This is a genomic window from Ruegeria lacuscaerulensis (assembly GCF_013033355.1).
GTDB classification, from domain to species: Bacteria; Pseudomonadota; Alphaproteobacteria; order Rhodobacterales; family Rhodobacteraceae; genus Ruegeria; species Ruegeria lacuscaerulensis_A.
The window spans coordinates 321,624-348,620 of sequence record NZ_WQDY01000002.1; the positions used below are offsets into that span (position 1 = coordinate 321,624).

General features: G+C 59.0%; 30 protein-coding genes. 16 read left to right on the plus strand and 14 right to left on the minus strand.

From position 1 onward, the window contains the following. Window positions 1–33: 33 nt before the first annotated feature. Genes GOW48_RS05030 through GOW48_RS05040 form a run of 3 tightly spaced genes read right to left on the minus strand, consistent with a single transcriptional unit; the run spans window position 34 to window position 3,237 of the window. On the minus strand, window positions 34–483 hold the full coding sequence (locus GOW48_RS05030; RefSeq protein WP_170353572.1) for a DUF6173 family protein: 450 nt from the start codon (window positions 481–483) through the stop codon (window positions 34–36). 4 nt (window positions 484–487) lie between these two features. Beyond that, window positions 488–1,534, minus strand: coding sequence for an MBL fold metallo-hydrolase (locus tag GOW48_RS05035; protein ID WP_170751881.1), 1,047 nt, complete (start codon window positions 1,532–1,534; stop codon window positions 488–490). Then, a complete protein-coding gene (locus GOW48_RS05040; RefSeq protein ID WP_170751884.1) occupies window positions 1,534–3,237 on the minus strand; it encodes an acyl-CoA dehydrogenase in 1,704 nt (567 codons plus the stop codon). The genes GOW48_RS05035 and GOW48_RS05040 overlap by 1 nt, the downstream gene beginning before the upstream one ends. Window positions 3,238–3,373: 136 nt before the next feature. On the opposite strand from GOW48_RS05040, the gene GOW48_RS05045 reads away from it, so the two are divergent. Further along, window positions 3,374–4,324 carry an L-threonylcarbamoyladenylate synthase gene (locus tag GOW48_RS05045; RefSeq protein WP_170751886.1) on the plus strand — a complete coding sequence of 317 codons (951 nt, stop codon included), beginning with the start codon at window positions 3,374–3,376 and terminating at the stop codon, window positions 4,322–4,324. Here GOW48_RS05045 and GOW48_RS05050 read toward each other — a convergent pair whose 3' ends face one another. Then, window positions 4,325–4,879 (minus strand): YqgE/AlgH family protein, encoded by a 555-nt coding sequence (locus GOW48_RS05050; RefSeq protein ID WP_170353576.1) that lies wholly within the window; start codon window positions 4,877–4,879, stop codon window positions 4,325–4,327. Between the two features lie 157 nt (window positions 4,880–5,036). On the opposite strand from GOW48_RS05050, the gene GOW48_RS05055 reads away from it, so the two are divergent. Both GOW48_RS05055 and GOW48_RS05060 read left to right on the plus strand, forming a co-directional pair. After that, window positions 5,037–5,837 (plus strand): protein-disulfide reductase DsbD domain-containing protein, encoded by an 801-nt coding sequence (locus GOW48_RS05055; RefSeq protein ID WP_234899367.1) that lies wholly within the window; start codon window positions 5,037–5,039, stop codon window positions 5,835–5,837. Between the two features lie 5 nt (window positions 5,838–5,842). Next, window positions 5,843–6,262: an NUDIX hydrolase gene (locus GOW48_RS05060; protein WP_170751889.1), complete on the plus strand. Its 420-nt coding sequence runs from the start codon at window positions 5,843–5,845 to the stop codon at window positions 6,260–6,262. Here GOW48_RS05060 and GOW48_RS05065 read toward each other — a convergent pair. The 6 genes from GOW48_RS05065 to GOW48_RS05090 all read right to left on the minus strand — a co-directional run bounded on the left by GOW48_RS05065 (window position 6,259) and on the right by GOW48_RS05090 (window position 13,750). Then, entirely contained in the window at window positions 6,259–9,657 is a 3,399-nt protein-coding gene (locus GOW48_RS05065) for an efflux RND transporter permease subunit (RefSeq protein WP_170751891.1), read from the minus strand. The two genes, GOW48_RS05060 and GOW48_RS05065, sit on opposite strands and share 4 nt — an antisense overlap. Window positions 9,658–9,662: 5 nt before the next feature. After that, complete coding sequence (locus GOW48_RS05070; protein WP_170751893.1) at window positions 9,663–11,117, minus strand: efflux RND transporter periplasmic adaptor subunit; 1,455 nt, start codon at window positions 11,115–11,117, stop codon at window positions 9,663–9,665. A gap of 106 nt (window positions 11,118–11,223) precedes the next feature. Continuing rightward, window positions 11,224–11,766 carry a molybdenum cofactor biosynthesis protein B gene (gene moaB, locus GOW48_RS05075; RefSeq protein ID WP_170353581.1) on the minus strand — a complete coding sequence of 181 codons (543 nt, stop codon included), beginning with the start codon at window positions 11,764–11,766 and terminating at the stop codon, window positions 11,224–11,226. Between the two features lie 6 nt (window positions 11,767–11,772). After that, the gene (locus GOW48_RS05080; RefSeq protein ID WP_170751895.1) at window positions 11,773–12,393 is read right to left on the minus strand and encodes a LysE family translocator; all 621 of its coding nucleotides are present in this window, start codon (window positions 12,391–12,393) and stop codon (window positions 11,773–11,775) included. Then, window positions 12,390–12,989: a metallophosphoesterase family protein gene (locus GOW48_RS05085; RefSeq protein ID WP_170751897.1), complete on the minus strand. Its 600-nt coding sequence runs from the start codon at window positions 12,987–12,989 to the stop codon at window positions 12,390–12,392. Before GOW48_RS05085 ends, GOW48_RS05080 begins: the two co-directional genes overlap by 4 nt. After that, on the minus strand, window positions 12,989–13,750 hold the full coding sequence (locus GOW48_RS05090) for a uracil-DNA glycosylase (protein WP_170751899.1): 762 nt from the start codon (window positions 13,748–13,750) through the stop codon (window positions 12,989–12,991). Before GOW48_RS05090 ends, GOW48_RS05085 begins: the two co-directional genes overlap by 1 nt. A 73-nt stretch (window positions 13,751–13,823) precedes the next feature. Between GOW48_RS05090 and GOW48_RS05095 the strand changes: the two genes are divergently transcribed. The 10 genes from GOW48_RS05095 to GOW48_RS05140 all read left to right on the plus strand — a co-directional run bounded on the left by GOW48_RS05095 (window position 13,824) and on the right by GOW48_RS05140 (window position 20,444). Continuing rightward, the gene (locus GOW48_RS05095) at window positions 13,824–14,504 is read left to right on the plus strand and encodes a scavenger receptor class F, member 2 (protein WP_170751901.1); all 681 of its coding nucleotides are present in this window, start codon (window positions 13,824–13,826) and stop codon (window positions 14,502–14,504) included. Between the two features lie 59 nt (window positions 14,505–14,563). Beyond that, entirely contained in the window at window positions 14,564–15,499 is a 936-nt protein-coding gene (locus tag GOW48_RS05100; protein ID WP_170751903.1) for an aspartate carbamoyltransferase catalytic subunit, read from the plus strand. Next, entirely contained in the window at window positions 15,496–16,014 is a 519-nt protein-coding gene (locus tag GOW48_RS05105; protein ID WP_170751906.1) for a hypothetical protein, read from the plus strand. The genes GOW48_RS05100 and GOW48_RS05105 overlap by 4 nt, the downstream gene beginning before the upstream one ends. Continuing rightward, complete coding sequence (locus tag GOW48_RS05110) at window positions 15,999–16,385, plus strand: hypothetical protein (protein ID WP_170751908.1); 387 nt, start codon at window positions 15,999–16,001, stop codon at window positions 16,383–16,385. Before GOW48_RS05105 ends, GOW48_RS05110 begins: the two co-directional genes overlap by 16 nt. Next, a complete protein-coding gene (locus GOW48_RS05115) occupies window positions 16,382–16,834 on the plus strand; it encodes a hypothetical protein (protein WP_170751910.1) in 453 nt (150 codons plus the stop codon). The genes GOW48_RS05110 and GOW48_RS05115 overlap by 4 nt, the downstream gene beginning before the upstream one ends. Continuing rightward, window positions 16,831–18,111 (plus strand): dihydroorotase, encoded by a 1,281-nt coding sequence (gene pyrC / locus GOW48_RS05120; protein WP_170751912.1) that lies wholly within the window; start codon window positions 16,831–16,833, stop codon window positions 18,109–18,111. Before GOW48_RS05115 ends, pyrC begins: the two co-directional genes overlap by 4 nt. Then, complete coding sequence (plsY, locus tag GOW48_RS05125; RefSeq protein WP_170353591.1) at window positions 18,111–18,716, plus strand: glycerol-3-phosphate 1-O-acyltransferase PlsY; 606 nt, start codon at window positions 18,111–18,113, stop codon at window positions 18,714–18,716. The genes pyrC and plsY overlap by 1 nt, the downstream gene beginning before the upstream one ends. Next, window positions 18,713–18,982, plus strand: coding sequence for a hypothetical protein (locus GOW48_RS05130; protein ID WP_170353592.1), 270 nt, complete (start codon window positions 18,713–18,715; stop codon window positions 18,980–18,982). The genes plsY and GOW48_RS05130 overlap by 4 nt, the downstream gene beginning before the upstream one ends. Window positions 18,983–19,177: 195 nt before the next feature. Beyond that, window positions 19,178–19,654, plus strand: a complete 477-nt coding sequence (locus tag GOW48_RS05135; RefSeq protein WP_170353593.1) for a YHS domain-containing (seleno)protein — start codon at window positions 19,178–19,180, stop codon at window positions 19,652–19,654. Between the two features lie 256 nt (window positions 19,655–19,910). Next, the gene (locus GOW48_RS05140) at window positions 19,911–20,444 is read left to right on the plus strand and encodes an outer membrane protein (RefSeq protein WP_170751914.1); all 534 of its coding nucleotides are present in this window, start codon (window positions 19,911–19,913) and stop codon (window positions 20,442–20,444) included. Window positions 20,445–20,492: 48 nt separating this feature from the next. On the opposite strand, the gene GOW48_RS05145 is transcribed toward GOW48_RS05140, so the two are convergent. Further along, window positions 20,493–21,476, minus strand: coding sequence for a quinone oxidoreductase family protein (locus GOW48_RS05145; protein ID WP_170353595.1), 984 nt, complete (start codon window positions 21,474–21,476; stop codon window positions 20,493–20,495). Window positions 21,477–21,669: 193 nt separating this feature from the next. On the opposite strand from GOW48_RS05145, the gene GOW48_RS05150 reads away from it, so the two are divergent. After that, window positions 21,670–22,527 (plus strand): DUF2189 domain-containing protein, encoded by an 858-nt coding sequence (locus tag GOW48_RS05150; RefSeq protein ID WP_170751916.1) that lies wholly within the window; start codon window positions 21,670–21,672, stop codon window positions 22,525–22,527. Window positions 22,528–22,542: 15 nt separating this feature from the next. Here GOW48_RS05150 and GOW48_RS05155 read toward each other — a convergent pair whose 3' ends face one another. Together GOW48_RS05155 and GOW48_RS05160 are read right to left on the minus strand one after the other, a co-directional pair. Further along, a complete protein-coding gene (locus GOW48_RS05155; protein ID WP_170751918.1) occupies window positions 22,543–23,529 on the minus strand; it encodes an NAD(P)H-quinone oxidoreductase in 987 nt (328 codons plus the stop codon). A 55-nt stretch (window positions 23,530–23,584) separates the two neighbouring features. Continuing rightward, the gene (locus GOW48_RS05160) at window positions 23,585–24,277 is read right to left on the minus strand and encodes a COQ9 family protein (protein WP_170751920.1); all 693 of its coding nucleotides are present in this window, start codon (window positions 24,275–24,277) and stop codon (window positions 23,585–23,587) included. A gap of 111 nt (window positions 24,278–24,388) precedes the next feature. Here GOW48_RS05160 and rpsU point away from each other — a divergent pair, with 111 nt between their 5' ends. Both rpsU and GOW48_RS05170 read left to right on the plus strand, forming a co-directional pair. Continuing rightward, the gene (gene rpsU / locus GOW48_RS05165) at window positions 24,389–24,595 is read left to right on the plus strand and encodes a 30S ribosomal protein S21 (protein WP_005614280.1); all 207 of its coding nucleotides are present in this window, start codon (window positions 24,389–24,391) and stop codon (window positions 24,593–24,595) included. Window positions 24,596–24,887: 292 nt separating this feature from the next. Continuing rightward, entirely contained in the window at window positions 24,888–25,859 is a 972-nt protein-coding gene (locus tag GOW48_RS05170; protein WP_170751922.1) for a CAP domain-containing protein, read from the plus strand. A 51-nt stretch (window positions 25,860–25,910) separates the two neighbouring features. Here GOW48_RS05170 and ppk2 read toward each other — a convergent pair whose 3' ends face one another. Continuing rightward, complete coding sequence (gene ppk2 / locus GOW48_RS05175; RefSeq protein ID WP_170353600.1) at window positions 25,911–26,828, minus strand: polyphosphate kinase 2; 918 nt, start codon at window positions 26,826–26,828, stop codon at window positions 25,911–25,913. Window positions 26,829–26,997: the final 169 nt, after the last annotated feature.

The window sequence follows — 26,997 nt, forward strand, 5'->3', positions numbered from 1 at the left end:
AGGCCGCGCAGAGGTGAATTGCAAGATGTACGCTCAGCTTTCTTCCAGATCGGCCGCCAGGCGGAACCCAATACGGTTGGCTGGCTTGTCCTCGACCGATTTGGGCAGGGCGCGCAGCATCACGTTCAGCTGGCTTACATGCTGCACCAATTGCGTCCGCGCGCCGGGCCCGTCCGAGCCATAAAAGGTGATCATATCAGGGTCGAAATAGCCCATCCCTTCGATCCGCATCACGCCTGCATCGCCACCAGTGAAACCCATGGCGACCTCGTGATCGGCATCCAGCGTTTTCTCGAAATTCTGGATATAAAGGATCAGCCGCTCATAGGCCCATTGCGCCGGGCTTTTGCTTTCAACCGGTTTTTGCAGTGTGTCGGGCAGATTTTGTGTGCCGGATTGGGCGTCAGGGTTGGCATGGACTTCGTAACAGCGGGGCAAGGCCGCCGCTTCTGCTGCCTCGGCCGAGGTTTCGATTTTGTCCATGGCATTACCCTTTGCGTTGAAACTCCCACGCCCCGTCTGCGCGCCGCGTCCGGGTCACCGCTCCAATGTGGTAAAGATGGTTCAGATGTGCAACCGACTCGACCAGAGCCAGCCCATATTCGCCATCGCCGATCTGGCGTTTGAACAGGGGCGGAAAGCACTCGGCGGCGGTTTTGGGCGTGTCCAGATAGTTTTGCAGACGCTCCAACGCACCATGGTGATTGTCGATCAGTTGCTTCATCCGCAGCGGAAGGCCAGTGAAGGGCAGCTTGTGCCCGCCCAACGCCAGGTGATCGGGGCGCGCCAACCCTTGCAGCCGCTCACAGGCCTCAAGCCATTCGGCCACCGGATCGGCCAGCGGCTCGGTCACATAAACCCCCAGATTGGGGCTGATTGAGCTTAGGATCTGATCGCCGGTGATCACCAGATTGTCGTCACGGCTCCAGAAGGTCGCGTGTTCGGGGGCGTGGCCATTGCCCATATGCACGTCCCAATCGCGCCCGCCCATTCGGATCACGCTGCCCTGCTTGATCCGGGTAAAGCCCAGCGGCATCGGATAGACCGTGTCGCAGAAATTGAACGGCCGTTCGGTCATGCGTTTGGCCAAGAAATCCGCATCCATCCCGGCGCTGCGGTAATAATCCAGCGTCTCGGTCGGCCAGGTTTCCTGCACGTCCAACTGCAGCATCCGCGAAAACAGCCATGCGGTGCGGGTTGTCACCAGCTCGGCCCCGTGTTCGGACTGGAACCAACCGGCATTGCCGACATGGTCAGGATGGTGATGTGTCACCACCACCCGTTTGACCGGCTTGCCGCCCAGCGGACCCGCCATCAAACCAGCCCATATGCGGCGCGTCTTGTTCGAGGACAGACCGGTGTCGATCACCGTCCAACCGTCGCCATCATCCAGCGCATAGATGTTGACGTGATCCAGCGCCATGGGCAGCGGCAAGCGCATCCACAGCACGCCCTCGGCGACCTCAGTCGCCTCACCCGGGGCCGGAGCCTCGGGCCAGGGATAACGGATCGTCAAAGGGCTCTCGCCGTCCATCAGGCGGCCAGTTCTTCTGCGCTGAGACCGTAGACATCCTCGGCCCCGTTTTGCGCCTGCGCCAGCAGACCTGAGTATTCCGGCAGCAGTGCGTTGATGTAGAAGCGCGCCAGCTTGAAGCGCGTACCTTCGGGCTCGGCCAGCGCCGCCTTCAGGTGGTAATGCGCGCCCAAAACACGAGCGAAAGCGTGCAAATAGGGAACCGCACCGGCAAAGCGGTTGTTCATGTCAGCCTGCGACACCAACCACTCGGTGGCCTCGCGCAGGCTTTCGGTGGCTTCCCAGACCGGACCGGCCAGTTCCGGCATGGTCGCACGGGCCGTTTCAGCGTGATCCTCGATCTCGTCCAGAAGACGGCTGGCCGCTTCGCCGCCATCCATCATCTTGCGGGCCACCAGGTCCATCGCCTGAATGCCGTTGGTTCCCTCATAGATCGCTGTCACGCGGACATCGCGATAGAACTGTGCCGCGCCGGTTTCCTCGATGAAGCCCATGCCGCCATGGACCTGCACGCCATCTTCCGAGACGCGCATGCCTGTTTCGGTTCCAAACGCCTTGCTGATCGGGGTCAGCAGCGCAGCGCGCGACACCCATTCGGGATCATTGGTGGCCGTCGCCATGTCGATCGCCGCCGCATTGGCCAGCATGATCGCCCGCGCCGCAAACGTGTCGGCACGCATGCTCATCAGCATCCGCCGCACATCGGCGTGATCAATGATCGTCCCCGAGGGCGTCTTGCCCTGCTTGCGTTCCAGCGCATAGGCCAATGCGTGCTGATAGGCACCCTCGGCCACGCCAACGCCCTGACCACCCACGCCCAGACGCGCGTTGTTCATCATGGTAAACATCGCGGCCATACCGCCATGTTCCTTGCCCACAAGCCAGCCTTTGGCACCGTCATACTGCATCACGCAGGTCGGCGAGCCGTGAAGGCCCATCTTGTGTTCTAGCGAAACCACTTTCAGGTCATTCGCCACACCGGGATTGCCGTTTTCGTCCGGTAGGTATTTGGGTACCAGGAACAGCGAAATCCCCTTGGTTCCGGGGACGCCGTCGGGCAGACGCGCCAGAACAAGGTGGCAGACGTTTTCCGCAAAGTCGTTGTCGCCCCAAGAGATGTAGATTTTTTGGCCCGACACCGCATAGGTACCATCGCCATTGGGTTCCGCTTTTGATGTCAGCGCACCCACATCCGAACCGGCCTGCGGTTCGGTCAGGTTCATGGTGCCTGACCACTCGCCCGCGATCATCTTGGGCAGGTACAGCTCTTTCAGCGCATCACTGGCGTGGTGTTCCAACGCTTCGATCTGGCCCTGCGTCATCAGCGGAGCCAATTGCAGTGACAGACAGGCCGCTGACATCATCTCGTTTACGGCGGTTGTCAGAGTCATCGGCAGGCCCATGCCACCATATTCGGGATCCGCGCTCATGCCGATCCAGCCGCCTTCGGCAATCGCTTTCCAGCCGTCACCATAACCCGGTGAGGTGCGCAAAACACCGTTCTCCAGCCGCGCCGGCTCCAGATCGCCGGGGCGTTGCAGCGGGGCCATGACCTCTTCGCACATCTTTCCAGCTTCGGTCAGAATCGCGCTGACCACGTCTTCGCTGGCTTCCGAAAACTTGTCAGTGGCGGCGATCTGTCCGAAATCGACCGCGTGGCGGAACAGGAATTCGTAGTCAGAGACTGGTGCGCGATATGGCATGGCTTCACCTCGGGGCTGTATAAAGGTCTGCAACGGCGGGGTTGGAAAACCCAGCGCCCACCGTTATTCATCTGGATTTGGACGATTACGTACCTGTCCCCATGATACAAGCAATCAAAACGCGGCGTCACCACCCATGATCCCCAACGGAACACACGAACTGTTCGCCGACCCAGACGGAATTGCGCAGGCAGCGAACCTGCTGCGGCAAGGACAGCTTGTCGCTTTCCCGACCGAGACTGTCTATGGGCTGGGCGGCGATGCCCGCAACGGAGAGGCCGTGGCCCGCATTTATGCAGCCAAAGGCCGCCCCAGTTTCAACCCATTGATCGCGCATGTCGCATCGGTCGACGCCGCAAAACGATTTGTGACATGGTCCGATCAGGCACAGGTTCTGGCAGATGCTTTTTGGCCCGGCCCGCTGACTTTGGTTTTGCCATTGCGCGCTGACCATCAAGTGTCGTCTCTGGTGACCGCTGGCCTCGATACGCTGGCCGTTCGCGTTCCGGCCCATCCTACGGCACACGCTATTCTTGAAGCCTTTGACGGGCCCGTTGCGGCGCCGTCAGCGAACCCGTCAGGGCAAATCAGCCCGACAACCGCTGATCATGTGCGGGCCGGTTTGGACGGACGCATTGCCGCTATCATGAACGACGGCCCGTGCGGGGTCGGTCTGGAATCGACCATCGTCGGACTGGCCGGTGAGCCAACCTTGCTACGCCCCGGCGGCGTCGCGCTGGAAGAGATCGAGAGCACCCTGAACACCCGCCTCCATCTACATCAAACCGGAGATCTGCTGACAGCACCCGGCCAGTTACTATCCCACTACGCGCCCGATGCCCCGGTTCGCTTGAATGCTGACGCCACTCAGGGGGACGAGGTGCTGTTGGGTTTTGGGTCTGTTCCTTGCGACCTCAACCTGTCGGCTAAAGGCAATTTGGTCGAAGCCGCCGCTAACCTGTTTGCAGCGCTGCACCAGTTGAATACCACCGGTCGACCGATTGCGGTTTCGCCAATCCCGGATCACGGCCTTGGGGCAGCAATCAATGACCGTCTGCGCCGCGCCGCTGCACCGCGCGATCGCTGATCAGGCACGCCCGGCGCTGGCCGACAAAGTCAACGGATCAACACCCAAAGTGGCAAGCGCGGCCTCCCATTTCTCGTCATCGGGGACGTCGAACACCAGTTTCGAGGACGCATCCGTGGTCAGCCAGCCATTCATGGCGATCTCATCCTCAAGCTGGCCCGGACCCCAGCCGGAATAGCCCAGCGCCAATGTCGAATTGAGTGGACCACGACCCGAGGCCAGATCTTCAAGGACGTCCAATGTCGCGGTCATGCTGAAATCATCCGAAATTTTCATCGAATGAAGATTCGCATCATAGTCTGAACTGTGCAGAACAAAGCCGCGCGACATCTCGACCGGCCCACCAAAATGTACGAGGCGTTCGCCCACGACAGGGATTCGGCAGGCGATGTTGAGCTGCCCAAGCAAAGTCTTGATCCGCAGGTCTGACGGCTTGTTGATGATCAGACCCATCGCCCCATCATCTCCGTGGCTGCACATATATACCACCGAATGATCGAAGCGCGGATCGCCCATACCCGGCATCGCAATCAACAGTTTTCCGGTCAGGTCCATAAGATGGCATCTCTTGCTTGGTGCCCTTCAACAATGGCCCCGAGCGGCAGCGATTGGCAAGAGATCAGCGCAGATTTCCGCAGATTTCATTCGAGTGACCTGAACGTGACTTGGAATCCGCGTCGGGACCGCGCATTTATAGGTTATGAACGTACATATGACAGTCTCAGCGGTCGCATTGACCTTCGCCCTTGGATTTGTTGCCCCGGCATCCGCTCAGGTGACTGGTACCGTGGCAGAATTGGATATTCTCGACGGTGGTCGCACCACGCAGGGAACCTATATGACAGCCGTGCGGGTGACGTTGGATGATGGGTGGAAAACCTATTGGCGCGCGCCCGGTGATGCAGGCATTCCACCGCATTTCGATTGGAACAGTTCGGACAATGTTGGGAACGTGTCGATCACCTGGCCGACCCCTGAAGTCTTTGTCCAGAATGGACTGCAATCCATCGGGTACGAAGACCAGCTTGTTCTGCCGGTTGAGATTACACCGAAGAATCCCGGCCAACCAGTGCACCTGAAAGGCACGATGGATCTTGGCGTGTGCAAGGAAGTCTGCATCCCGGCACAACTGGACTTCGATCACAAGCTGAACGCCGATGCCGGGCGCAACCCGGCCATTGCCGCAGCACTCGCGCAGCGCCCCTATTCCGCAAAAGAGGCAAGGGTCGCTCAGGCCAGCTGCCGCCTGACACCGACATCGGACGGGATGCAGATCGAAGCTCGGGTGACCATGCCCTCGGCTGGCGGTCAGGAACTGGCAGTGATTGAGCCCGGCAATCCCACTCTTTGGGCATCACAACCCGACACTGAGCGCCAGGGTGACACGCTTGTTGCCACGTCCGAAGTGATCAGCGCATCCGGGGCGCCCTTTGCGTTGGAGCGGTCCGAGATCAGAATCACCGTTCTGGGTGCAAATCACGCGGTTGACATCAAAGGGTGCAGCGCAGGCTGATCCCGATGGTTCAAACGCCAAAAATCGGGGCACTGGCTGTCGTCATACACGACGCGCAGGTTCTGCTTGTGCAACGCAGCAAACAGCCAGACGCCGGATTGTGGGGCTTTCCCGGCGGTCATGTGGAATGGGGCGAAACGGTTCTGCAAGCCGCACAACGCGAATTGCATGAGGAAACTTCGGTCACGGCGAAGCCTCTGCATTATCTGGACAATCTGGATCTGTTGCGACGGGACTCGCACGGTGCTGTAGTGTCGCATTATCTTTTGGTTGGTGTGGTGTGCGCATACCAGTCCGGGCAGCCTGTTGCAGGCGACGATGCGTTGGATGCGCGTTGGTTTCCCTTGGAACAGATACGGCGCGGTGACCTGCCCATGAGCAATCGGGTCAACGATCTATTGGAGACGGCGCTGCGCCGAAACTAGGCCGAGCGGGCCTTGAGACGTGCGAAAAACAGGCCAGACGCGGCGATGCTGAGCACAAGAATGACAACCGCCCCCGCAATAAATGCGCCCAGCCCCATTTGCAGGGCTACGAGGCCGTCCGCAGACCCATAAAGCCCAGACAATATACCCAAAGGCGCACCCGTAATGACCGGGAGCACCATGGTTATGCCGAACCAAACCAGCAACGCTGTACCGGTGGCGGCAAGAGCGCCCTGCACCACACGGTCAGGCGCGCGCACCGCGCGCCGCATAGCCGTGATCGGACGCGACAGGTCGTTCAGAATGCCCAACAGCGCCGGCACCAGAACCAGCACCAAAATCATCCCGAAGGCCAGGCCATAGACCAGAGTAATCACCGTCGGTTTGAGGAATTGCGCCTGTTGCGACCCCTCATACAGCAACGGGGTCAGGCCAAGAACAGTCGTCAGCGTTGTCAGCATAACCGGACGCAATCGGTCTGCGGTTCCTTCGATGATAGACGGCACCAGCCCGCGATCCTGCTGATAAGCATCAATCGTCGTCACCAAAACGATCGAGTCGTTGATGATAATCCCGGTCATCCCCAGCAGCCCTACAACGGTGAACATGCTCAGTGGCACCTCCCAGATGTAGTGGCCCCAGATCGTTCCAACCAACCCAAACGGAATAATCGCCATAACGACCAGAGGTCGCGTCCAACTGGCAAAGACCCAGGCCAGAACAAGATAGATGCCGGTCAGACACAAGATCAGACCGGTGCGGGCCTCGGACAGAAACTCATCCTCCTGCTCGCTCAAACCCGCCATGGTCCATTCGACCTGACGTTTGGCGGCGATGTCGGGTAGAATTTCCTCGCTCATCGCGCGGTTTATCTCTTCGGCGCGGGTGGGGTCGTCTTCAGCGATGTCGCCATTGACCGAGATGACCCGCAGGCCGTTTTCACGGCGGACAGTAGAAAACCCTGACTTGCGCTGAACTGATACGATATCGGCCAGCGGCACATACACGCCATCCGGGGTCCGCATCAGTGTGCGTTCCAGGAAATCGGCAGTCAGCTCGTCTTCGGGCAATTCAACCCGGATTTCAGCGCTTCGGGGACCGTCGGGGAAGGTCGCGGCCTCAATCCCGTTCAAACGATCGCGCAACACACGGCCAAGTGTTTCAATCCGGAAGCCCAGTGCTTGTCCCTGCGCCGTCAGATCCAGAATGAACTCTTCCTTGTCATAGGCAAGATTATCCTCCAGCGCCGAGACTTCGGGGTATTTCGAAAGCTCGGCCTGCAGGTCTTCGGATGCGGCCTTAAGCGTGTCTACGTCTGCCCCATAAAACTGAACGTCAATCGCATCACCGCCCGGCCCCGAACGCCAGCCACGGAAACTGAGCAATTCGACCTTGGGATGACGCGGGACGAAATCCTGCAATTCGCCAACGAATTCAAAACTGGAATAAGGGCGCAGATCGGCATCGATCAACTCGATCGAGATGCCGCCGAGAAGATCTTCGTCCTTGCCATCCGCCGCAGACAGTCCGCGGCCTGCCGATCCGCCAATCTCGGACAAGACATAGTCAATAGGATTGCGCCCATGGCGTTCTTCGTAAATTTGCCCCAATTCGTCCACGGCAGTCTGCAGCTGGCGCATCATGGCCAGCGTGTCCTGACGCGTCGCGCCTTCTGCCATGATGAAATTGCCGGTGACCGAACCACGCTCGGGCGCATTGAAGAATCGCCAGTTCACATCACCTTTGATGAACAGCGCCGCCTGACTTGCCAGGATCAGGATCATCAGTGCCACAACGACATAACGCGCCCAGATGACCCATGCGATGAATGGGCGGAACAACTGATCGCGCACCCAGCGGAACCCGCGATTGACGACCCGGTTAGGCCAATCATACCAGTGTTCTTTCGCGGAATGTGCAATGGCGTGGGCCATATGGTTCGGCAGGATCAAAAAACACTCGATCAACGAGGCGATCAGAACCGCAATCACAGTGAAAGGTATGTCCCGGATCAACTCACCGAACCGACCGCCAATCGCGGTCAAACCGAAAAAGGCAATGACCGTTGTCAGGGTCGCGGCAAAAACCGGCATCGCCATGCGCCGCGCCGCGCTTTCAGCTGCCACCATCGGGGCCTCGCCCAAGCGACGAGCACGGAAATCGGCATGTTCACCGACAACAATTGCGTCGTCCACAACGATACCCAGCGTGATGATCAGACCAAACAGCGACACCATGTTGATCGACAACCCGCCAATATACATGAAAGCAATCGCCGCAGACATCGCCACCGGGATCCCCGCCGCCACCCAGAACGCGATACGCGCATTCAGGAACAGAAACAGCAGACACACAACCAGCCCCAGGCCCATGAGGCCATTGTCAATCAGGATGTCCAGCCTGTCGGTGATCGCCTGCGCGCGGGTTCGGATCAGCTCGACCGACACGCCTGCAGGCAGGCTGGCCTGCATCTCGGCTACGACCTCCTCGACAGTGCCCTGAATCTCGATCGCGTCCCCTAGGTTCGAGCGATCCACCCGCACTGACATCGCTGGATCTTCACCTACGAAATAGCTGCGAATTCGGTCAACGCCCTCAAGGCGGATCTGCGCCACGTCGCCGATCAGCAACTTGGACCCGTCAGGGAAATTGCGCAGCGGGATGCCTTCGATTTCCTCAGGTGTTCGCTTCTCGGTGCCGGTGCGAATGCGGGCATTGGCGCCCGTAACATCCCCGGCGGGGTTAGCCGTGGCTTCGGCCGCAACGGCGGTCGCGATCTCGGACAGTGTGATATCGTTGGCAATCAACTGCGCGGTCGGAACCTCGACCACCACGCGCGGTGCAGCCAGCCCCCGGATGGTCGTCCGTGTAACACCCACGGCAAACAGGCGGTTGATCAGTTCATCGGTGAATTTGGCAAGCTGATCCGGGGCAACAGGCCCGGTTACCACCACATCCGTTACCCGGTCCCGCCACGCACCGCGTCGGATCGTAGGCTCTTCGGCATCTTCTGGCAGGTTGGTCACGCCATCAACAGCTGTTCTGACTTCTTCTACTGCGCGGGACATGTCCCAATTCGGCTCGAATTCCAGCCGGATGCTGGTCCGCCCCTCGCGCGAGGTCGCCTCGGTACTGGAAACGCCCTCAACCGCCAGCAGCGCAGGCTCAAGCGCCTGAACGATGCCATTGTCCACATCCTCGGGGCCCGCTCCTTCCCACACGACGTCGACGTCAACACGTTCAAGGATGACGTCTGGAAAGAACTGCGCCCGCATGTTGGGCAAAGCCGCCACACCCAGCACCAGCAAAACCAGCAGCAACAGGTTCGCCACTGTGCGATGCCGGGTGAAATAGCTGAGTATACCGCTTGCCGCGCCGGGGATCTCGCGCATCATAGCGGTTAACCTCCGGCCCGGTTTTCAATGCGACGCACCAGAGATGCCGGAACTTTCGCCTCGCTGAGCTGCCCCAGGACGCGGTCTTTCATATCCTTCGGCATCTTGTCGCTGGCCTCAACCTGCGCGACAAGCTGCGCGCGCTGCTCGTCCGACAGCTCGACCAAATCGGGTTCAGCCCCGGCATTGGCTTCGATCCGCAAGGGGCGGACACGAACACCAGCACCCAGCAACGGCGTGCGCCCGATGACAACCTCGCGGCCGTCCAGACCTTTACCCCGCAACAAAACCTCGTCGCCCTGACGACGGATCAGTTCGACCGGCAAAGCTTCGAGCCGGTCATCCGTGCCCAGCACCAGAACCGTGCCAACCGCATCCAGAACCGAAGATGGCAGCCGCACTACATTGTCCAATGGCTGTTCCTGCACGGTCACTGTCACGAAGTCACCGGGTTTGAAACCCGACGTGTTGTCCATCCGCGCATAAAGCAAGCGCCCCGTTTGCCCCTCGCCGGCTGATCCACTATCGCGGCTTATTCGACCAGTAGCGGCCAGATCAGTGCCCGTGACCTCAAGCGAGACCGTGACAGGTGCGTTGATCAGATCGCCCTCGGCATCCAGCAAACGCACGAATTGCGCGGTCGAAACGCGGAACGCGACTTCAAGCGCATTCGGATCGACCAGTTCTGCCAGTTTTTCGTTGGCGGATACCAAACGGCCTTCGACCAGCGTTACATCCGTCAATGTCCCGCCAAAACGGGCGCGGACGGTCATGTCCTCCAAATCACGTTCGGCGGCCTCAAGCGCGATACGGGCGCGTGACAATAAAGTTGTGGCTTGATCCACCCGCGACTCGGCCTGCGCCAACGCGATCCGGCGGGCCAGAACGGCCTGCTGCGCTGCAGCTTCGGCCAATTCGGCTTCTTCTACCGATGCCGCGGCGCCAACACCCCGGCTTTGCAGGTCTTTTTGCCGTTGCATGGCACGCCCACGCAGCTCTGCCTGTGCCTCGGCCGAGTTCAACTCATCCTGAGCAAGCAACAAAGACCGCTCGGCGTCGCGTTCTTCGAATTGGGCATCCAGCAGATCTGACTTGGCCCGATCCAGCGCCGATTGCGCATCGGCGGGGTCCAGTTCGACCAAAACCTCGCCGGCACTAACGGAACCGCCATCCTCGAAGTCATCCGACAGAGACACTACGCGCCCGCCTAGTGCCGCGCGCAGTTCCAAGCGTCTGCGGCTTTGTACTTCACCAAATGCCTCGAGATAGGGTGTCACGGTTTCCAATTCGGCTGGACGAACCGTAACAGCAAAAATACGTTCACGCGCCTGCGGGGCCGCGTCTTCACGCGTCAACAAATCCTGAACCGCGCCCGCAATAATCTGGGCGGCCGCAAACAAGAGAGCCAGCGTCAAAGACGCTAGAAACACCCCGACAAGGCTTTGCCTCAGAAAACGCATATTGCACTTACCCCGGTTGCATCAGGCTACCTGCCGCAAAAGGTAGCTGTGCGGTCAAAAATGCCAAGCCACAAAGCGGTTATGAACAGTTGAACGTGCGACCAGTCTACTTCCGTCGCAGATGTTCGTCCAATCTTGGCATTATTTCCACAAAATTGCAGGGACGGTGGCGGTAGTCGAACTGCTTTTCAAGAATCGCGTCCCAAGCATCCTTGCAGGCGCCAGGGCTGCCGGGCAACGCGAACAGATAGGTGCCGCCGGCCACGCCCCCCGTGGCGCGGGATTGAACGGCCGAAGTGCCGATCTTCTCCATCGACACGATCGTGAACACTGTTCCGAAGGCTTCGATCTCTTTCTCATAGACGTCCCGATGCGCCTCGACCGATACATCGCGCCCGGTCAGACCAGTGCCACCGGTCGAGATCACAACGTCGATATCGGGATTGGCGACCCAATCGCGCAACTGATCAGCAATCTGAGCGCGCTCATCGCGGATGATCTTGCGGTCCGCCACCAAATGACCTGCCTTTTCGATTCGCTCCACCAGTGTCTGCCCCGAGCGGTCCTCGTCCAGCGAGCGGGTGTCCGAGACGGTCAGAACCGCGATCCGTACCGGAATGAAGTCTTTGGTTTCGTCGATGCGTGACATCTTGCGTCAAGCCCTTTCCATAATGGCTAGCCGGATGGCGAGGGCGGCGAAAATCCCTCCTGTCACCCAGCCCATGATACGCGAGGCGCGCGGGTTCGAGATCAGAACCTTGCCCGCGCCACCGGCAAACACCCCGACCAGCCCATTCACCACGAACCCACCCAGCGCGATCACCACGCCAAAGATCAGGAATTGCGGTAGGATCGGGCCAAGGGCCGGATTTACGAATTGCGGGATAAAGGCCAGCACGAACAGAATGACCTTGGGATTGGTCAGGTTCACCACCATGCCATCCCTGAAAGCGTGATGTGCGGGTCTGGCGGGTGTGTCTGCAGATATAGCCCCGTTTCGGATCGCACCCCAGGCCAGATACAGCAGATAGGCCACGCCCATCCAGCGGATCACGTCAAACAGCCACGGCAGCGCCGCCACCGCAGCCCCCAGCCCCAGCCCGGCCAGAAGAACATGCACCATCAGCCCGACCGAGACGCCAGCGCTGGCCACCAAGGCCGGTTTAGACCCCGATTTCAGACCCTGCCCGAAACAGAACATCATATCCGCGCCCGGCGTGAAGTTCAGCGCCAAAGCCGCCGGTATGAAAGCCAGTAAGGTGACAGTTTCAATCATGCCGCACCCTCAAACCAATTCACGCGCGGCCCTAGATTGGCGATCTGAGTGCGTCCCAGCGTACCGCGATATCCCCAACTGTCGTGGATATGCCCGTGCAACGACAACTGTGGCTGTAGCCGCTCAATAGCGTCACGCACGGCGGTAGATCCTACCGCATCACCGGTCGACGTCACATCTCCATAGCCTTTGGGCGGAGAATGCGCGATCAGGATGTCAGTCCCATCGCAGCGGTCCAGCAGCTCGGTCGCCTCGGCCTCGGTCAGGTCGCAGGACCAGTCTCCGAACGGTGTGAGCGGCACGCCGTAACCCAGACCGAACAGGCGCAGGCCGTCTATCGTCATGCCCGAGCCGTGCAGGACATGGACACCCTGCGGCGCGGCTTGTGTTAACTCCTCGGCGCTTTCGGCATTGCCGGGTACCAAAACCAAAGGCGAGGCGATGCTGGACAGCATCTCCATCGCTTCGTCCAAACCTTGCCGCATCTTGCAGAAATCCCCGGCGCCAATCACCAAATCAGCTTCTGCGCTAGCTGTAACCAGTTGGTTGGCGTGGTTGCGGGACATATGCAGGTCAGAAAAGGCCAGAATGCGCATTACTTGCCCTCCAACCGGGCTTTCAGCTCCAGCAAATCGGCCCAGGCTTGCCGTTTGGCCTGTGGCTGGCGCAGCAGATAGGCGGGGTGGAACATAGGGATCACCGGTAGGTTCATCGCCTGATCCCAGTGACCGCGCAGTCGGGTTATACCGCGTTTGCCCAGCACCGCCTGACAGCTGATATTGCCCATGACCACCAGAACCTCGGGCTTGGCCAAGGCCACGTGCCGTTCCAAAAACGGCTTCATCATCCCGATCTCTTCGGGCTTGGGATCCCGGTTTTGCGGAGGCCGCCATGGCAGCACATTGGTAATGTAGACGTTCTTGTGACGATCCAGATCAATCGCGGCTAACATCCGGTCCAATAACTGACCCGCGCGGCCGACAAAGGGTTTACCTTCGCGATCTTCCTCGCGCCCCGGAGCCTCGCCGATGATCATCACCCGCGCACCCGGCGTGCCATCGGCAAACACCAACTGCCGCGCACCGCGTTTCAGCTCGCAATGGTCAAACGACTCCATGGTCGCGCGCAATTGATCCAGCGATCCCGCGCCTTGAGCCGCAGCCTTGGCCACCGCAGCCGGATCGACCTGTTTGGGTTTTTCCGGCGCCGCCTGCGCCACGGGTTTCTTGACCTTGGGTCCAGTGTCGGGCAACGCGTAGCGGTCTATCGGCACATCCCCGATAGACTCTGTCGCGCCCAGTTCGATCTGCCAGTCCAAAAGGGCCCGCGCCGTGTGATAATCCAAAGCCGATTCCATGCCTCACAATCTAACCAGCTTTTGACCGAGGGAAAGCGAATAGCACTTGATCGACCCGGCAACCGGGCAGACCATGGCACTATTCATGCCGAGCCTTATTCGATTCTTTCTGGTCATCTTGCTGCTGATCCCCGTCAGTACCTCTGGCTTTGCGCAGGTGAACGACCGTTTCGGCGTTCAGAACCGAGGTATCCAAGATCGCAACGGCTTCCAACAGCGCAACCGTATCCAGAACCAATGCCGCGCGGGGCAACTCAGATGTGGACGGAATTGCTGCCCCGTTGGACAGCGCTGCAGTTTTGACGGAAACTGCATCCCGCCCGGTGGCACCTATTGCGGCGGCGGCTTTTCCTGCGGTCCATTTGAACGCTGCGTCGGCAATCGTAGATGTGCCCCAAAGGGCGAAAACAAGTGCCGGTCCAGTCTGGACTGCCCCAGCGGCACCGCCTGCAACGGGCGTGGCGAATGCGAAGCGATCCAGCTGGAATTCACTCTGCCCCGGCCAAAATGCGACGATGGCCGCACCTGCGCCAGCGGCACAAGCTGCCTGCCCGGCGGTGGATGCACCCGCCCCGGCTGGTTCCTGTGCGAAGAGACCGGATCACAATGTCGGCAGGGTTTCAAATGCTCGACCAATCAGGGCTGCGTCCCGGTCAAAGCGGTCGATTGCGGCAATGCCAAATGGTGCAGACCCGGCGAGCGATGCCTGCCCGAAGGCGGATGTGAGAAACTGCCCGAAGGCTCTGAACCATAGGTTGCTTTAGCCCCCACAGGTTTCTATAAGCGGCTCGATTGTCAGACAGGAGCCCGCCCATGCGTTTCGCCCATCGTCACCTTCTTGGCATCGAGCATCTGTCGCAGTCCGATATCACCGCCATTCTGGATCTGGCCGAAAAGTATGTCGACCTGAACCGCCAATCGACCAAGCATTCCGACGTGCTGTCGGGGCTGACGCAGATCAACATGTTCTTTGAGAACTCGACCCGCACACAGGCCAGCTTTGAGCTGGCAGGCAAACGGCTTGGCGCGGATGTGATGAACATGGCGATGCAGGCCAGCTCGATCAAAAAGGGAGAAACCCTGATCGACACGGCGATGACGCTGAATGCGATGCACCCCGATCTGCTGGTGGTGCGGCACCCGCATTCCGGCGCGGTGGACCTGCTGGCGCAAAAGGTGAATTGCGCCGTGCTGAATGCGGGCGACGGCAAGCACGAACACCCCACGCAGGCGCTGCTGGACGCGTTGACCATCCGCCGCGCCAAGGGTCGTTTGCACCGTCTGAACATCGCGATTTGCGGGGACGTAGCGCATTCGCGTGTGGCACGGTCGAACCTGATCCTGCTGGGTAAGATGGAAAACCGTATCCGCCTGATCGGCCCGCCGACGTTGGTGCCCTCGACCTTTGCCGAGTTCGGGGCCGAGATCTACGACGACATGAACGAGGGCCTTCAAGACGTCGACGTCGTCATGATGCTGCGCCTTCAGAAAGAGCGGATGGATGGCGGGTTCATCCCCTCGGAGCGCGAATATTACCACCGCTACGGGTTGGATGCGGCGAAACTGGCGCTGGCCAAGCCCGACGCGATCGTCATGCATCCCGGCCCGATGAACCGCGGCGTGGAAATCGACGGCACGCTGGCCGATGACATCAACCGATCCGTCATTCAGGAACAGGTGGAGATGGGCGTCGCCGTCCGCATGGCCGCGATGGAACTACTAGCCCGCAACCTGCGCGAGGCCGCATGAGCGACCTGACCGTTGCCCCCCATGAACGCGGTGTGATCCGCCTGTTCACGCTGGACATGCGCCCCGAAGAGGCCAAGTTCCAGCGCGAACCCGGTGCCGCCGATCAGGTTCTTGGGGTCGATGGTCTGGATATCGGGCAGATCGATATCTTTCCGGTCTCGGACCTCGAAGACCTCGGGCTCTATGGATATTTGCATGAAGGCGGCGGTGTGTCCGAGGATCAGCTAAACCGCACAATGCTGGATGCTATCGAAGGCTGGGTTATGGCCGTCCGCAGCGCAGCTTTTCGCGGCCAAGCCGCGACACTGAACCCCGACCCACGGGTACGCCTGTTGGGCCTTTTCACCGAGGAAGCAACAAACTGGACCGGCGGCGTGATCGAGACCGAAAGCGCCAAGCCCTTCTCGGCCCCCCAGAACCCCGTAGAAAACAACGCACCGCGCCGCATCGGGTCCGCGATCCTAGCGGTGATCGCATTGCTTATTGTCGGAGGTGCCCTATGGCTGATCTTGTAGTCTTCACGCCACATCGAAATGCCTATATCCAGACCAACCTGACCCTTGCAGCTATTGCGATGGCCGGGGCGATGATCGTGTTGTGGCTGATCGGCAATCCCTATGTCTGGACCGGCGCACCTGCAGGGTTAGCCGCCATCGGGTTTCGCGCGTGGTATCTGGCCTCGGAAGAGCTGACAAACACATGGGAGATGTCGGACACCACCCTCACCGGCCCCGGCCCGCGCACCGTGGCGCTGAACCAGATCGAAGCCGTCAACACGATGGGCAGCTTCGTGCAGGTCGTCACCAAAAGCGGCGACAAGCACCTGATCAAGTACCAAGCCGACCCCGCCGCCACCAAAGCAGCCATCGAAAGGGCCATGGGATGAGCGACGACTGGTGGCGCAAGAAAATACCCGACACTGAACAGGTGCTGTGGCATGGGCGGCCTTACCAGGGGTACTTTCCTCCGCGCCTGAGATGGGCATATGGCATTCTAATTGCCTGCCTTGCGCTCGGTTGGATTGCCAGCCCTTGGCTCGCGGAGACTTTGCGCGACTATTGGAAGCTTATCGGATGCACGCTGCTGCTGGCGTTTTTCATGTGGTGGGAACGGTTAATCCGCATGCGGCGCGTCTATGTTGTGACCAATCGCAACGCCTGGTGGATCAGCGAGATATTTAAAGCAAAATCCTTGTCCATTAATCCCGACCTGAAATTCTATCGCAACGGACACAACATCGTGTTTTCGCAACTGCGTTTCCTGGTATTCGAATACCTCCCCGCCCCTGACACCGCCATGGAAGCCCTGACCAAAGCCCGAGAGGCCCAGACATGACCGCCCAGATTTTCACCAATGCCCGACTGATCGACCCCGAGGCGGGAACGGACGCCCTCGGTTGGCTTCTGATTGCAGACGGTAAGATAAAAGACCACGGCAAAGGCGCAGCCCCTACAACGGACGCGCAGATGATCGATTGCGGCGGGCAGTGCCTCGCCCCCGGCATCGTGGATATCGGCGTCAAGGTCTGCGAGCCAGGCGAACGGCATAAAGAAAGCTATAAATCTGCAGGTCTGGCCGCCGCTGCCGGAGGTGTGACCACCATCGTCACCCGACCTGACACCAGCCCAGCGATCGACACGCCGGAAACACTTGAATTCGTTACCCGCCGCGCACAAGCAGATGCGCCGGTGAATGTTCTGCCAATGGCAGCGCTGACCAAAGGGCGCGAGGGTCGCGAGATGACCGAGATCGGCTTTCTGCAAGACGCAGGCGCCGTGGCCTTCACCGATTGCGACCACATGATCGCCAACACCAAGGTATTTTCCCGTGCTCTGACCTATGCGAAATCCTGCGGGGCACTGGTGATTGCGCATCCGCAGGAGCCCGGCCTCAGCGCCGGAGCGGCCGCTACCAGCGGCAAGTTCGCCTCGCTGCGTGGTTTACCTGCCGTTTCGCCCATGGCTGAGCGCATGGGTTTGGACCGTGATATCGCCCTGCTGGAAATGACCCGGGCCAAATACCATGCCGATCAGATCACTACCGCCCGCGCCCTGCCCGCGCTGGAACGCGCCAAACGCAACGGGTTGGACATCACCGCAGGCACATCGATCCACCACCTGACGCTGAACGAGTTGGACGTGGCCGACTATCGCACCTTCTTCAAGGTGAAACCGCCTCTGCGGTCCGAGGATGACCGGCAGGCGGTAATCGAGGCGGTGCGGACCGGACTGATTGATACAATCAGTTCCATGCACACGCCGCAGGACGAAGAAAGTAAACGTCTGCCTTTTGAAGAAGCGGCCTCGGGGGCGGTTGCACTGGAAACGCTGTTGCCTGCCGCATTGCGCCTTTACCATGCCGAACAGCTTGATCTTCCGACCCTGTTCCGGGCGATGGCTTTGAACCCGGCAAAACGGCTGGGGTTGGACAGTGGGCGTCTGGCCCCAGGCGCACCCGCCGATTTGGTCCTGTTCGACCCGGATGTGCCTTTTGTGCTGGATCGTTTCAGCCTGAAATCGAAATCGCAGAACACACCGTTTGACGGCCGGCGCATGCAGGGTAAGGTCACCGCAACCTACGTCGCAGGTCAAGAAATCTACCGGAGACCCTAATGCCCCCGTTCGACAGTTCCATGGCCCAACTTATCCTCTGGGCTGCAGTGGGTTACCTGATGGGGTCTATCCCTTTTGGTATGATTGTCGCCAAAGTCATGGGGCTCGGCAACCTGCGCAATATCGGATCGGGCAATATTGGCGCCACAAACGTGCTGCGCACCGGGAACAAGCGCGCCGCCGCGCTGACGCTGATATTTGACGCCGCAAAAGGCGCAATGGCCGTCCTGCTGGCCCGGATCGTGGCTGGCGAAGACGCTGCACAAATCGCTGCGCTGGCCGCCTTTTTGGGTCACTGCTTTCCAGTGTGGCTTGGCTTCAAGGGCGGCAAAGGTGTTGCAACCTTCCTTGGGCTATGGCTGATGCTGGACTGGAGGGTTGGTGTTGCCTGTTGCCTGACATGGCTGTTTGCCGCAGCAGTCTGGCGAATCTCGTCTTTGGCAGCGCTGAGCGCTGCCGCGATGTCGACGATATGGGTGATGTTTCTGACCAATGGCACGGCGTTTGGATTGGGTGTGGCCCTGACCTTGCTGGTCTACTGGCGCCACGGGGCAAATATCGCCCGCATCCGGGCCGGAACGGAACCCAAAATCGGAAAATCTTGACCGCGCTGGCGCCGTTCCTGACGGCGGTTTTCCGCATCCCGCTTGGAACGTCAACTGGGCGCAGCCACGGGCGTCGCTATGTCGTGAGCCGAACCGCGCTGGCAGGCGGCAAGTCCATAAAGCTGGTAGCACACGAGCTTGGCGGGACCGATTACATCAGCCTGAACCTGTACATGACGGCAAATAGTGGTGCATTGCTGCGCCCGTGTGAGATGCCGGCTGATAAAGTGATTGAATTCGTTGTTGGTTTTGCGCCCGATTCCTAACCTCTACTCTGCATATTTGCACAAAACCTATTCTACTACGCACAATCACAATTGATTGTTTTGAACGTGATCACAGCATTACCCACTTCGGTGTCGTGACGGCCAATTACCGACCGCACGGAACAAAATCGAAAGGGCCACTCAGGCACAATTCAGAGTGTCGTCCGGTGGCTCAATTCACGAAAGGTGAAAACCATGAACAAGATCAAATCCCTCATCGGCGGCGTTGCGCTGTCTGTTGCAGTTGCAAGCACGGCGATGGCCGCAGGCGTTGACCTGAACGCAAGCTCGACCGGTCTGGCGCTGCAGGGTTATGACCCGGTTGCCTATTTCACCGTTGGCGAAGCCACCAAGGGCGACTACCGCATCACCGCGCTGCACAATGACGCTCTGTACCGCTTTGCAAACGAAGAAAACAAAGTCGCGTTCGAAGAAAACCCCGAAGCGTACCTGCCCGCATATGGCGGCTACTGCGCATTCGGCACCGCGATGGGCTTCAAGTTTGACGGCGACCCGAACTACTGGAAAATCGTTGACAACAAGCTGTACCTGAACCTGTCGGCCGACATTCAGGAACGCTGGGAAGGCGACATCCCGGGCTTTAACGAGCGTGCGGACGCCAACTGGAAAGACATTGCCGACAAAACTCCGGCAGAACTGCAAGCGCAATAATCCGCCTACGCACTCCAACACAACGGCGGCAGAGCATTCTGCCGCCGTTTTTCTTTTGTTTTCAATTCACTCGCATACTTTCCCTTAGCGCCTCTGCTTCGGATTGTCCGGAATGCCCGTGCTGCAGATGCCCGCGTCGACCTCGCGCTTTAACCCGTGAATGATCCAGCCTCTCGCTCAAACGTAATCAAGTATGTGAGCGCACGATCATCCATGGGTCGGCACAAAAAACCAATTTGAGGGAAAGGAACACAATATGAATAAACGTCTTTTAGCAGCAACAGGCATTGCATTTCTGGCCGCAGGATCCGCTGCTGCGCAGTCTTCTGGCAACTGGACGGGCTTCTACGGCGGTCTGCAGGTTGGTTATGCCGATATCGACACCAACGTCTCTGGCATCGACGGAGACGGCGCGATCGGCGGCATCATTCTGGGTTATGATTACGATCTGGGGGATTGGGTCGTAGGTGGCGGCTTCGACTATGACTGGACCGATGTTGATCTGGGTGGCGCGGCCACGGTCGAGGATGTCTGGCGCATCAAGGCCCGTGCGGGCTACAAGGTCACGTCAGTGGGTTTGCTTTATGGCATCGGCGGATATGCCGAGGCTGGTACCGACAATCTGAGCAGCGATAATGGTTGGTTTATCGGTGCTGGTTACGAACAAATCGTGGCACCCAACGTCAGCATTGGCGGTGAAATCCTGTATCACGAGTTCAACGATTTCAATTCATCCGGCGTTGATGTTGACGCCACGACCTTTCAGGCCCGTGCGGCCTATCGGTTTTGATTTAACGCCTCCAAAAACGGTCCCGGCACAGGTCGGGACCTTGCCAGACTACAGCTCCAAGACCGTACTTCCTGTCGTCTGACGGGCTTCAAGCGCGCGGTGGGCGTCGGCGACCTGTTCAAGCGGAAAGCGCTGGTCGATGTGGATTTTCACCTCATTCCCCTGCACCTTGTTGAACAGGCGCCGCGCCATGGCCTGACAGACGGCGTGATCAGCGGTGTGAGTAAACAAAGTCGGTCGCGTGATCTTGAGCGAGCCTTTCTTGGCCAGAATGGCTATATCCATCAACGGCACCGGCCCCGAAGCATTGCCAAAGGAAATCATCATACCCAGAGGTTTCAGGCATTCCAGAGACCCGGCGAATGTCTGCGCACCAATCGAATCCATCACCGCATCGACGCCCTTGCCACCCGTGATCTCGGCGACCCGCTCGGCAAAATTCTCGGTCCGGTAATTGATGCAATGTGTCGCCCCGTTGAACTGAGCCAGACTGCATTTTTCATCCGTTCCAGCCGTACCGATCAGCTTGATCCCCTCGGATTTGGCCCATTGGCACGCAATCAGTCCGACACCACCGGCGGCGGCGTGGAACAGAACGGTGTCACCCCGTTTCAGCGGGGTCGTGCGGTGAAACAGATACTCGACAGTCATCCCCTTAAGCATCATGGCCGCAGCCGCATCAAACGAAATATCATCAGGTAAAGGGCAAACCTGTGCGGCCGGCATCACGCGCGCCTCGCAATAGGCACCAGAGGGGTTAGCCGCATAGGCTGCGCGTTGGCCCGGTTGCAGATGGGTGACGCCTTCGCCCACCGCTTCGATCACCCCAGACGCCTCCATTCCCAATGCGTGCGGCAGGTCCATCGGATAGAGGCCCGTCCGCTGATAGACATCAATGAAGTTCAACCCACAGGCTTGATGACGAATGCGAACTTCGCCCGGTCCAGGATCGCCTATCGGACGGTCTTCGATCTTCAGAACCTCGGGGCCGCCGTGTTCGTGAATGACGACGGTACGTGCCGTTTGCTGCATACTCACCTCCTGTAACCTGGGGCCAAGCTAACACGCCTGCGATCCAGAGCAATCGGCACAAGTAGGTCCAAGGCGACCCAAACGCAAAAAATTATGCTATACTGGTGTTTGAGCGTTGCCGGCTGGTCCGGCCAAAGGCAACTCGTACCGGATCATCTCTGCGGCGCTGATAGGCAAACGCGAGGGGATGACGATGGTCAGGACGATAGGAAATCCGATCAGCTGGGCGGCCCAAACGCTGGGAGCCACCAGTGATCATGTTGCAGAGAGCGTCACCGGAATTGGCGGCGCTGGGACACCCAAAATGCCCAAGGTTCAGACGCTAAGTTTCAGCGACCTCTGGGCGTGTCTGCGAGCCGGATCCGAAGATTTCATGGAAACCCGCGCAGATGCGGTCTTCGTGGTATTGATCTACCCTCTGGCGGGCTTGCTGATGTTCCGGTTCGGCCTGAACCGAAATATGATACCTTTACTGGCCCCCTTGATCGCAGGTTTCGCATTGATCGGGCCTGTGGCGGCCGTGGGTCTTTATGAAATCAGCCGAAAACGCGAGCAAGGGGCCGAAGCCCATTGGCTGGATGCACTTGGTGTATTCCGGTCACCCTCGTTCGGGGCCATTTTGACACTGGGCTTCTATCTGGTGGCGCTTTTGCTGATCTGGTTGATGGTCGCGCAAAGCATTTATGTTCAGACATTGGGTCCTGATCTGCCGACCTCGTTCAGCACCTTCTTAACCCAAGTCTTCACAACAAAGGCAGGCTGGGTCATGATCCTGTCTGGTATCTTGGTCGGGTTCTTCTTCGCCCTTGTCGCACTGGCCACAAGCGTTATCAGCTTCCCCCTGCTTCTTGACCGCAAAGTCGGGGTGCCGCTCGCCGTAGTGACATCGGTTCGCGTTCTGCGGCACAACCCATCGGTCATCCTGACCTGGGGTCTGGTTGTGTCCAGTGCGTTGATACTGGGCGCGATCCCAATGTTACTGGGGTTGATTGTTGTCATTCCGGTTCTGGGCCACGCCACATGGCACCTGTATCGCTGCGCCGTGACCTGAACCGGAAGACGGTGCCTAGCCGCCGATCTTAAGAACGATCTTGCCGATATGACCCGAGCTTTCCATCCGCGCGTGGGCCGCTGAGGCCTCGGCCATGTCAAACTCGCTGTCCATCACCGGGGCAATCTTGCCCGAATCCAGTAGCGGCCAGACCGCCTCGCGCAGGTCTTGGGCGATTTTGGCCTTGGCCAGATCGGATTGCGGACGCAAGGTGCTACCGGTCAGGGTCAAGCGTTTCACCATCATCATGGCAAAGTTCAGCTCGACCTTGGGGCCCTGCAGGAAGGCGATTTGAACCAGCCGCCCATCCTCGGCCAGAGCTTTGACGTTGCGCGGGATATAGTCACCGCCCACCATATCGAGGATCAGGTTCGCCCCGCCCTCGGCCCGCATGGTGGATACGAAATCCTCATCCCGGTAATTAATCGCCTTCTCGGCACCCAGTTTCTCGCAAGCGGCGCATTTCTCGGCCGATCCGGCAGTGGCAAAGACCCGTGCGCCGAACGCATTTGCAAGCTGGATCGCCGTTGTTCCGATCCCGCTGGAGCCGCCGTGAACCAAAAATCGCTCGCCCGCTTTCAGACCGCCGCGTGTGAAGACATTGGACCAGACGGTAAAGAAGGTCTCGGGCAGACACGCGGCCTCTTTCAGGCCCATCCCCTCTGGCACCGGCAAGCAATGGGCAGCGGGCGTGGCAACGTATTCGGCATAGCCGCCGCCGGGCAACAAGGCGCAAACCTGGTCACCAACTGAAAGCCCTCGAACGCCGGAACCTAGGGCCACGACCTCACCCGATGCCTCAAGCCCCGGCAGATCGCTGGCACCCGGAGGAGGATCATACGCACCCGCCCGCTGCAGCGCATCCGGACGGTTTACCCCGGCATAGGCCACCTTTAGCACCACCTGACCCGCAGCAGGTTCAGGCACGGATCGGTCCGTTATCTGCAGAACCTCGGGCCCGCCGGGTTTGGTGATTTCTACAGCGCGCATTGTCTGGGTCATGGGCAATTCTCCTTTGCCCAATGCCTAACAGGCGAAAACGGAAAGGCCCAGACGCTTACTTGCGCGGGTTCAGCATTCCCGGCAGATCAGCCCGCATCTTCATCGGAGCTTTAACCTGACCTGCCAACCAATTCGGCACCGCAAGAAAGGGCTTGAACAGTGGGTTGCCATTGACCTGCGCCTTGAGCTTTTCGAACTGCATGACGTTGTCGATGCGGCGGTCCAGAAACTCCCACGTTCTCTGTTGGTCAGGCGAATCATCCCCCAGCCAGAACAGCACTGTCGAGGAATAGACCCCCGACAACGTCGCCCGCTTGGTGTACCAGTTCACATCGTCCGATGTATCGCCAAGCGTGTCCCAGATCAGATCGCAGGTCTGCCACATCGCCTTGGCCCCATCAGCCGCGTGCATCGGCAAAGAAAACAACGTCATCCCACGACGCACAAGTTCCTTGTCCTCTACCGCCTGAAGACGGAACCGGACAGCAGCAGCGATCCGGTCACGGAATTTCAGATCGCTCAGATCTTCGGTTTTCAGACGCTCTGCCATCGCCGCGTCCCCGCGGGCATGAAAAGCCAGGGCCATATCAACCGCACCACGAGGACAGATCGACCGTGCCAACGTTTCATCAATACCGCAGTCACTGATGGCCATGCGAAAGCTGGTTTCCGACCAGCCATCAAACGGCACATGGGCCAGCATAGCGTCCAAAAGCTGGGTTTTGGCGTCTTCGTAGGATATGGTCATGGCGGTTCTCCGGGTTCTGGCACCAGTACTAGACAAGTTAGAGCGGCTTTGCTATACGGCCACCTCCTGCAATTTCCTTGCAACTCTATCTAGAAAGGTGGTGACAACCACATGCAGGTTAGTGTTCGCGACAATAACGTCGATCAGGCGCTTCGTGCCCTGAAGAAAAAGCTGCAGCGCGAAGGCGTGTTCCGTGAAATGAAGCTCAAGCAACATTTCGAGAAACCGTCCGAGAAAAAAGCGCGCGAGAAAGCTGAAGCGATCCGCCGTGCCCGTAAACTGGCACGCAAGAAAGCACAGCGCGAAGGTTTGCTCTAAGCACCTGATGCTCGTCCAGCTTTGGATGACACTATTTGACGACCCCCGAGGCCCCGCCCGGGGGTTTGTCGTTTTCTAAGAGGGATTTCGCCAGTCCCGCCTCTTAGCGATCGCAACAACTCGCCGAGACATTGATTTGCCATTTTCTCGGCGTTATCCAGCGCGGCGAATCTCTGTTTCGGTGCGCCCTCCCGCCGAAATGCGCCGATCTTTCCGACCTCACTGTTCATGTCTTTTGCCGGCTCTCTAAGTGGGTCCGTCCATTCGGACACAACAACTTAAGGAGGCAAAAATGTCTGCAGCAAGTCAAGTAGAACGGGAAATGCTGGCGTTGATCAACCAAGAGCGTACGTCCCGTGGCTTGGACCCATTACAGCTTGAAACGCAGCTCAACGATTCGTCGGAAGATCACAGCAGCTGGATGCTGGATACGGACACGTTCAGCCACACCGGGTCAGGCGGATCAAGCGCCACCCAGCGGATGCAGGCGGCCGGGTTCGATCTTGAAGGCAGTTGGCGAACTGGCGAGAATATAGCCTGGCAATCGGAACGCGGCGCGCCAGGGATCAGCGACGACGTGGCGCAACTGCACCAAGGCCTGATGAACAGCCCCGGTCATCGCGCGAATATTCTGAACCCCGATTTCAAATACATCGGCATCGGTATCGAGACCGGCGATATGCAGGGATCTGACGCCGTGATCGTCACGCAGAACTTTGCCACAACTGATGCGGCAGTCATGCTGGACAGCGGCGGCACTGCTATGACGCCTACCCCACCTGCAGAGCCAGACCCCGCACAGCCCGATACTGATGTGACCGAGACCGAAGACCCGGTCACCGAACAGCCGGACACTGACGTCACAGAAACTGACAATCCTTCTCCGGAGCAGCCGGATACTGACCTTACCGAAACCGACGACTCAGCCTCGGAGCAGCCGGGTACTGACGTCACCGACAACGGCGATCCGGCCCCTGAACAGCCGGACACCGAAGACGCTGATGCAGATTGCTTCGATGTTGCGGCTTTTCTTGCTGAACTAGACGCATTCATTCAGCAGCTAAAAGAAGATTTCGATCAATTCGCGTGGAATGATGACGACATGACCCCGCCTGAGACCCAGGGCGACATGGATTTCGTCATAGTAGATGAATCAGCCCCGGTTGCAGACGAACCAATCTGTCCCGAGATGACGTCTGGCGGAGCCGAAGACTTCTTTTCGCTCACCTTCGTCAACGTCGATTGCATGATGGACGCGGCCTGACGCGCCAACCTGATGCGAAGCAGATCGCTGCTTCGCATCCTTTCGGACCGATCAGTATATTTTTGGCACGTGCAATTCGTCTGGCAGAACACGGCGTTCGTATTCCGGGTTGTACTTGCGATCCGGCAGGTTGACCTTTTCCTGCGGTACATCCGTGTAGGGGATCTTGGTCAACAGGTGTTCGATACAGTTCAGACGCTCGCGCTTTTTGTCATTGCCTTCGACGATATACCATGGCGCTTCCGGAATGTTGGTGCGGAACAGCATGTCTTCTTTGGCCTTAGTGTAGGCCTCCCACCGGATACGAGATTCCAGATCCATCGGCGACAGCTTCCACTGCTTCATCGGATCGTGGATGCGCATGAGGAACCGCAACTGCTGCTCTTCATCGGTGATCGAGAACCAGTATTTCAGCAAAATGATGCCCGAACGTACCAGCATCCGTTCAAATTCGGGAACGTCCTGAAAGAACTGTTCAACCTGATCTTCGGTCGCAAAGCCCATGACCCGTTCGACACCCGCGCGATTGTACCATGACCGGTCGAACAGCACGATTTCGCCCGCTGCAGGCAGGTGCGGAACGTATCGCTGGAAATACCACTGGCTTTGTTCCCGACGGCTTGGCGCGGGCAGAGCAACGACACGCGCAACCCGTGGGTTCAGGCGCTGCGTGATCCGCTTGATCACGCCCCCCTTACCCGCGCTGTCGCGACCTTCGAACAGTATACAAACCTTGGCCCCGGTATGCTGCACCCAATCCTGCACTTTGATCAACTCGGCCTGAAGACGCAGCAGGTTCCGGAAATAGACCTTGCGGTCCAGCATCTCGGGGTGCTGATCCTTGTAGATCTTGCGGATTTCCATCGACAACATGGGCTCGCTGAACTCGATCTCGAAATCTTCGTCCAGCGTGTCTTCCAGCTCGGCCTCAAGCCAGTCTTTCGAGGCGTCGTTATATTCGTCAGCCAAGGTCTGCTCCTTACAAATTCCCGGGTTCGGACCGTATCGGGCGCATGTAACCGCCTGATGTCATCGGATGAATTGATGAAGGTCTTTTCCTAAGCCTAACAGCTTACGGCGACAAGATCACTGTGACGCAAATCCGCAGCCCGTTCGCTGGTGAACTGTCTTGCCAGAA

Bases quoted from the DNA above. Each gene is read 5' to 3' on its own strand.
- GOW48_RS05030 (WP_170353572.1), bottom strand. From the start codon at position 483: ATGGACAAAATCGAAACCTCGGCCGAGGCAGCAGAAGCGGCGGCCTTG.
- GOW48_RS05035 (WP_170751881.1), bottom strand. From the start codon at position 1,534: ATGGACGGCGAGAGCCCTTTGACGATCCGTTATCCCTGGCCCGAGGCT.
- GOW48_RS05040 (WP_170751884.1), bottom strand. From the start codon at position 3,237: ATGCCATATCGCGCACCAGTCTCTGACTACGAATTCCTGTTCCGCCAC.
- GOW48_RS05045 (WP_170751886.1), top strand. From the start codon at position 3,374: ATGATCCCCAACGGAACACACGAACTGTTCGCCGACCCAGACGGAATT.
- GOW48_RS05050 (WP_170353576.1), bottom strand. From the start codon at position 4,879: ATGGACCTGACCGGAAAACTGTTGATTGCGATGCCGGGTATGGGCGAT.
- GOW48_RS05055 (WP_234899367.1), top strand. From the start codon at position 5,037: ATGACAGTCTCAGCGGTCGCATTGACCTTCGCCCTTGGATTTGTTGCC.
- GOW48_RS05060 (WP_170751889.1), top strand. From the start codon at position 5,843: ATGGTTCAAACGCCAAAAATCGGGGCACTGGCTGTCGTCATACACGAC.
- GOW48_RS05065 (WP_170751891.1), bottom strand. From the start codon at position 9,657: ATGATGCGCGAGATCCCCGGCGCGGCAAGCGGTATACTCAGCTATTTC.
- GOW48_RS05070 (WP_170751893.1), bottom strand. From the start codon at position 11,117: ATGCGTTTTCTGAGGCAAAGCCTTGTCGGGGTGTTTCTAGCGTCTTTG.
- moaB (WP_170353581.1), bottom strand. From the start codon at position 11,766: ATGTCACGCATCGACGAAACCAAAGACTTCATTCCGGTACGGATCGCG.
- GOW48_RS05080 (WP_170751895.1), bottom strand. From the start codon at position 12,393: ATGATTGAAACTGTCACCTTACTGGCTTTCATACCGGCGGCTTTGGCG.
- GOW48_RS05085 (WP_170751897.1), bottom strand. From the start codon at position 12,989: ATGCGCATTCTGGCCTTTTCTGACCTGCATATGTCCCGCAACCACGCC.
- GOW48_RS05090 (WP_170751899.1), bottom strand. From the start codon at position 13,750: ATGGAATCGGCTTTGGATTATCACACGGCGCGGGCCCTTTTGGACTGG.
- GOW48_RS05095 (WP_170751901.1), top strand. From the start codon at position 13,824: ATGGCACTATTCATGCCGAGCCTTATTCGATTCTTTCTGGTCATCTTG.
- GOW48_RS05100 (WP_170751903.1), top strand. From the start codon at position 14,564: ATGCGTTTCGCCCATCGTCACCTTCTTGGCATCGAGCATCTGTCGCAG.
- GOW48_RS05105 (WP_170751906.1), top strand. From the start codon at position 15,496: ATGAGCGACCTGACCGTTGCCCCCCATGAACGCGGTGTGATCCGCCTG.
- GOW48_RS05110 (WP_170751908.1), top strand. From the start codon at position 15,999: ATGGCTGATCTTGTAGTCTTCACGCCACATCGAAATGCCTATATCCAG.
- GOW48_RS05115 (WP_170751910.1), top strand. From the start codon at position 16,382: ATGAGCGACGACTGGTGGCGCAAGAAAATACCCGACACTGAACAGGTG.
- pyrC (WP_170751912.1), top strand. From the start codon at position 16,831: ATGACCGCCCAGATTTTCACCAATGCCCGACTGATCGACCCCGAGGCG.
- plsY (WP_170353591.1), top strand. From the start codon at position 18,111: ATGCCCCCGTTCGACAGTTCCATGGCCCAACTTATCCTCTGGGCTGCA.
- GOW48_RS05135 (WP_170353593.1), top strand. From the start codon at position 19,178: ATGAACAAGATCAAATCCCTCATCGGCGGCGTTGCGCTGTCTGTTGCA.
- GOW48_RS05140 (WP_170751914.1), top strand. From the start codon at position 19,911: ATGAATAAACGTCTTTTAGCAGCAACAGGCATTGCATTTCTGGCCGCA.
- GOW48_RS05145 (WP_170353595.1), bottom strand. From the start codon at position 21,476: ATGCAGCAAACGGCACGTACCGTCGTCATTCACGAACACGGCGGCCCC.
- GOW48_RS05150 (WP_170751916.1), top strand. From the start codon at position 21,670: ATGGTCAGGACGATAGGAAATCCGATCAGCTGGGCGGCCCAAACGCTG.
- GOW48_RS05155 (WP_170751918.1), bottom strand. From the start codon at position 23,529: ATGACCCAGACAATGCGCGCTGTAGAAATCACCAAACCCGGCGGGCCC.
- GOW48_RS05160 (WP_170751920.1), bottom strand. From the start codon at position 24,277: ATGACCATATCCTACGAAGACGCCAAAACCCAGCTTTTGGACGCTATG.
- rpsU (WP_005614280.1), top strand. From the start codon at position 24,389: ATGCAGGTTAGTGTTCGCGACAATAACGTCGATCAGGCGCTTCGTGCC.
- GOW48_RS05170 (WP_170751922.1), top strand. From the start codon at position 24,888: ATGTCTGCAGCAAGTCAAGTAGAACGGGAAATGCTGGCGTTGATCAAC.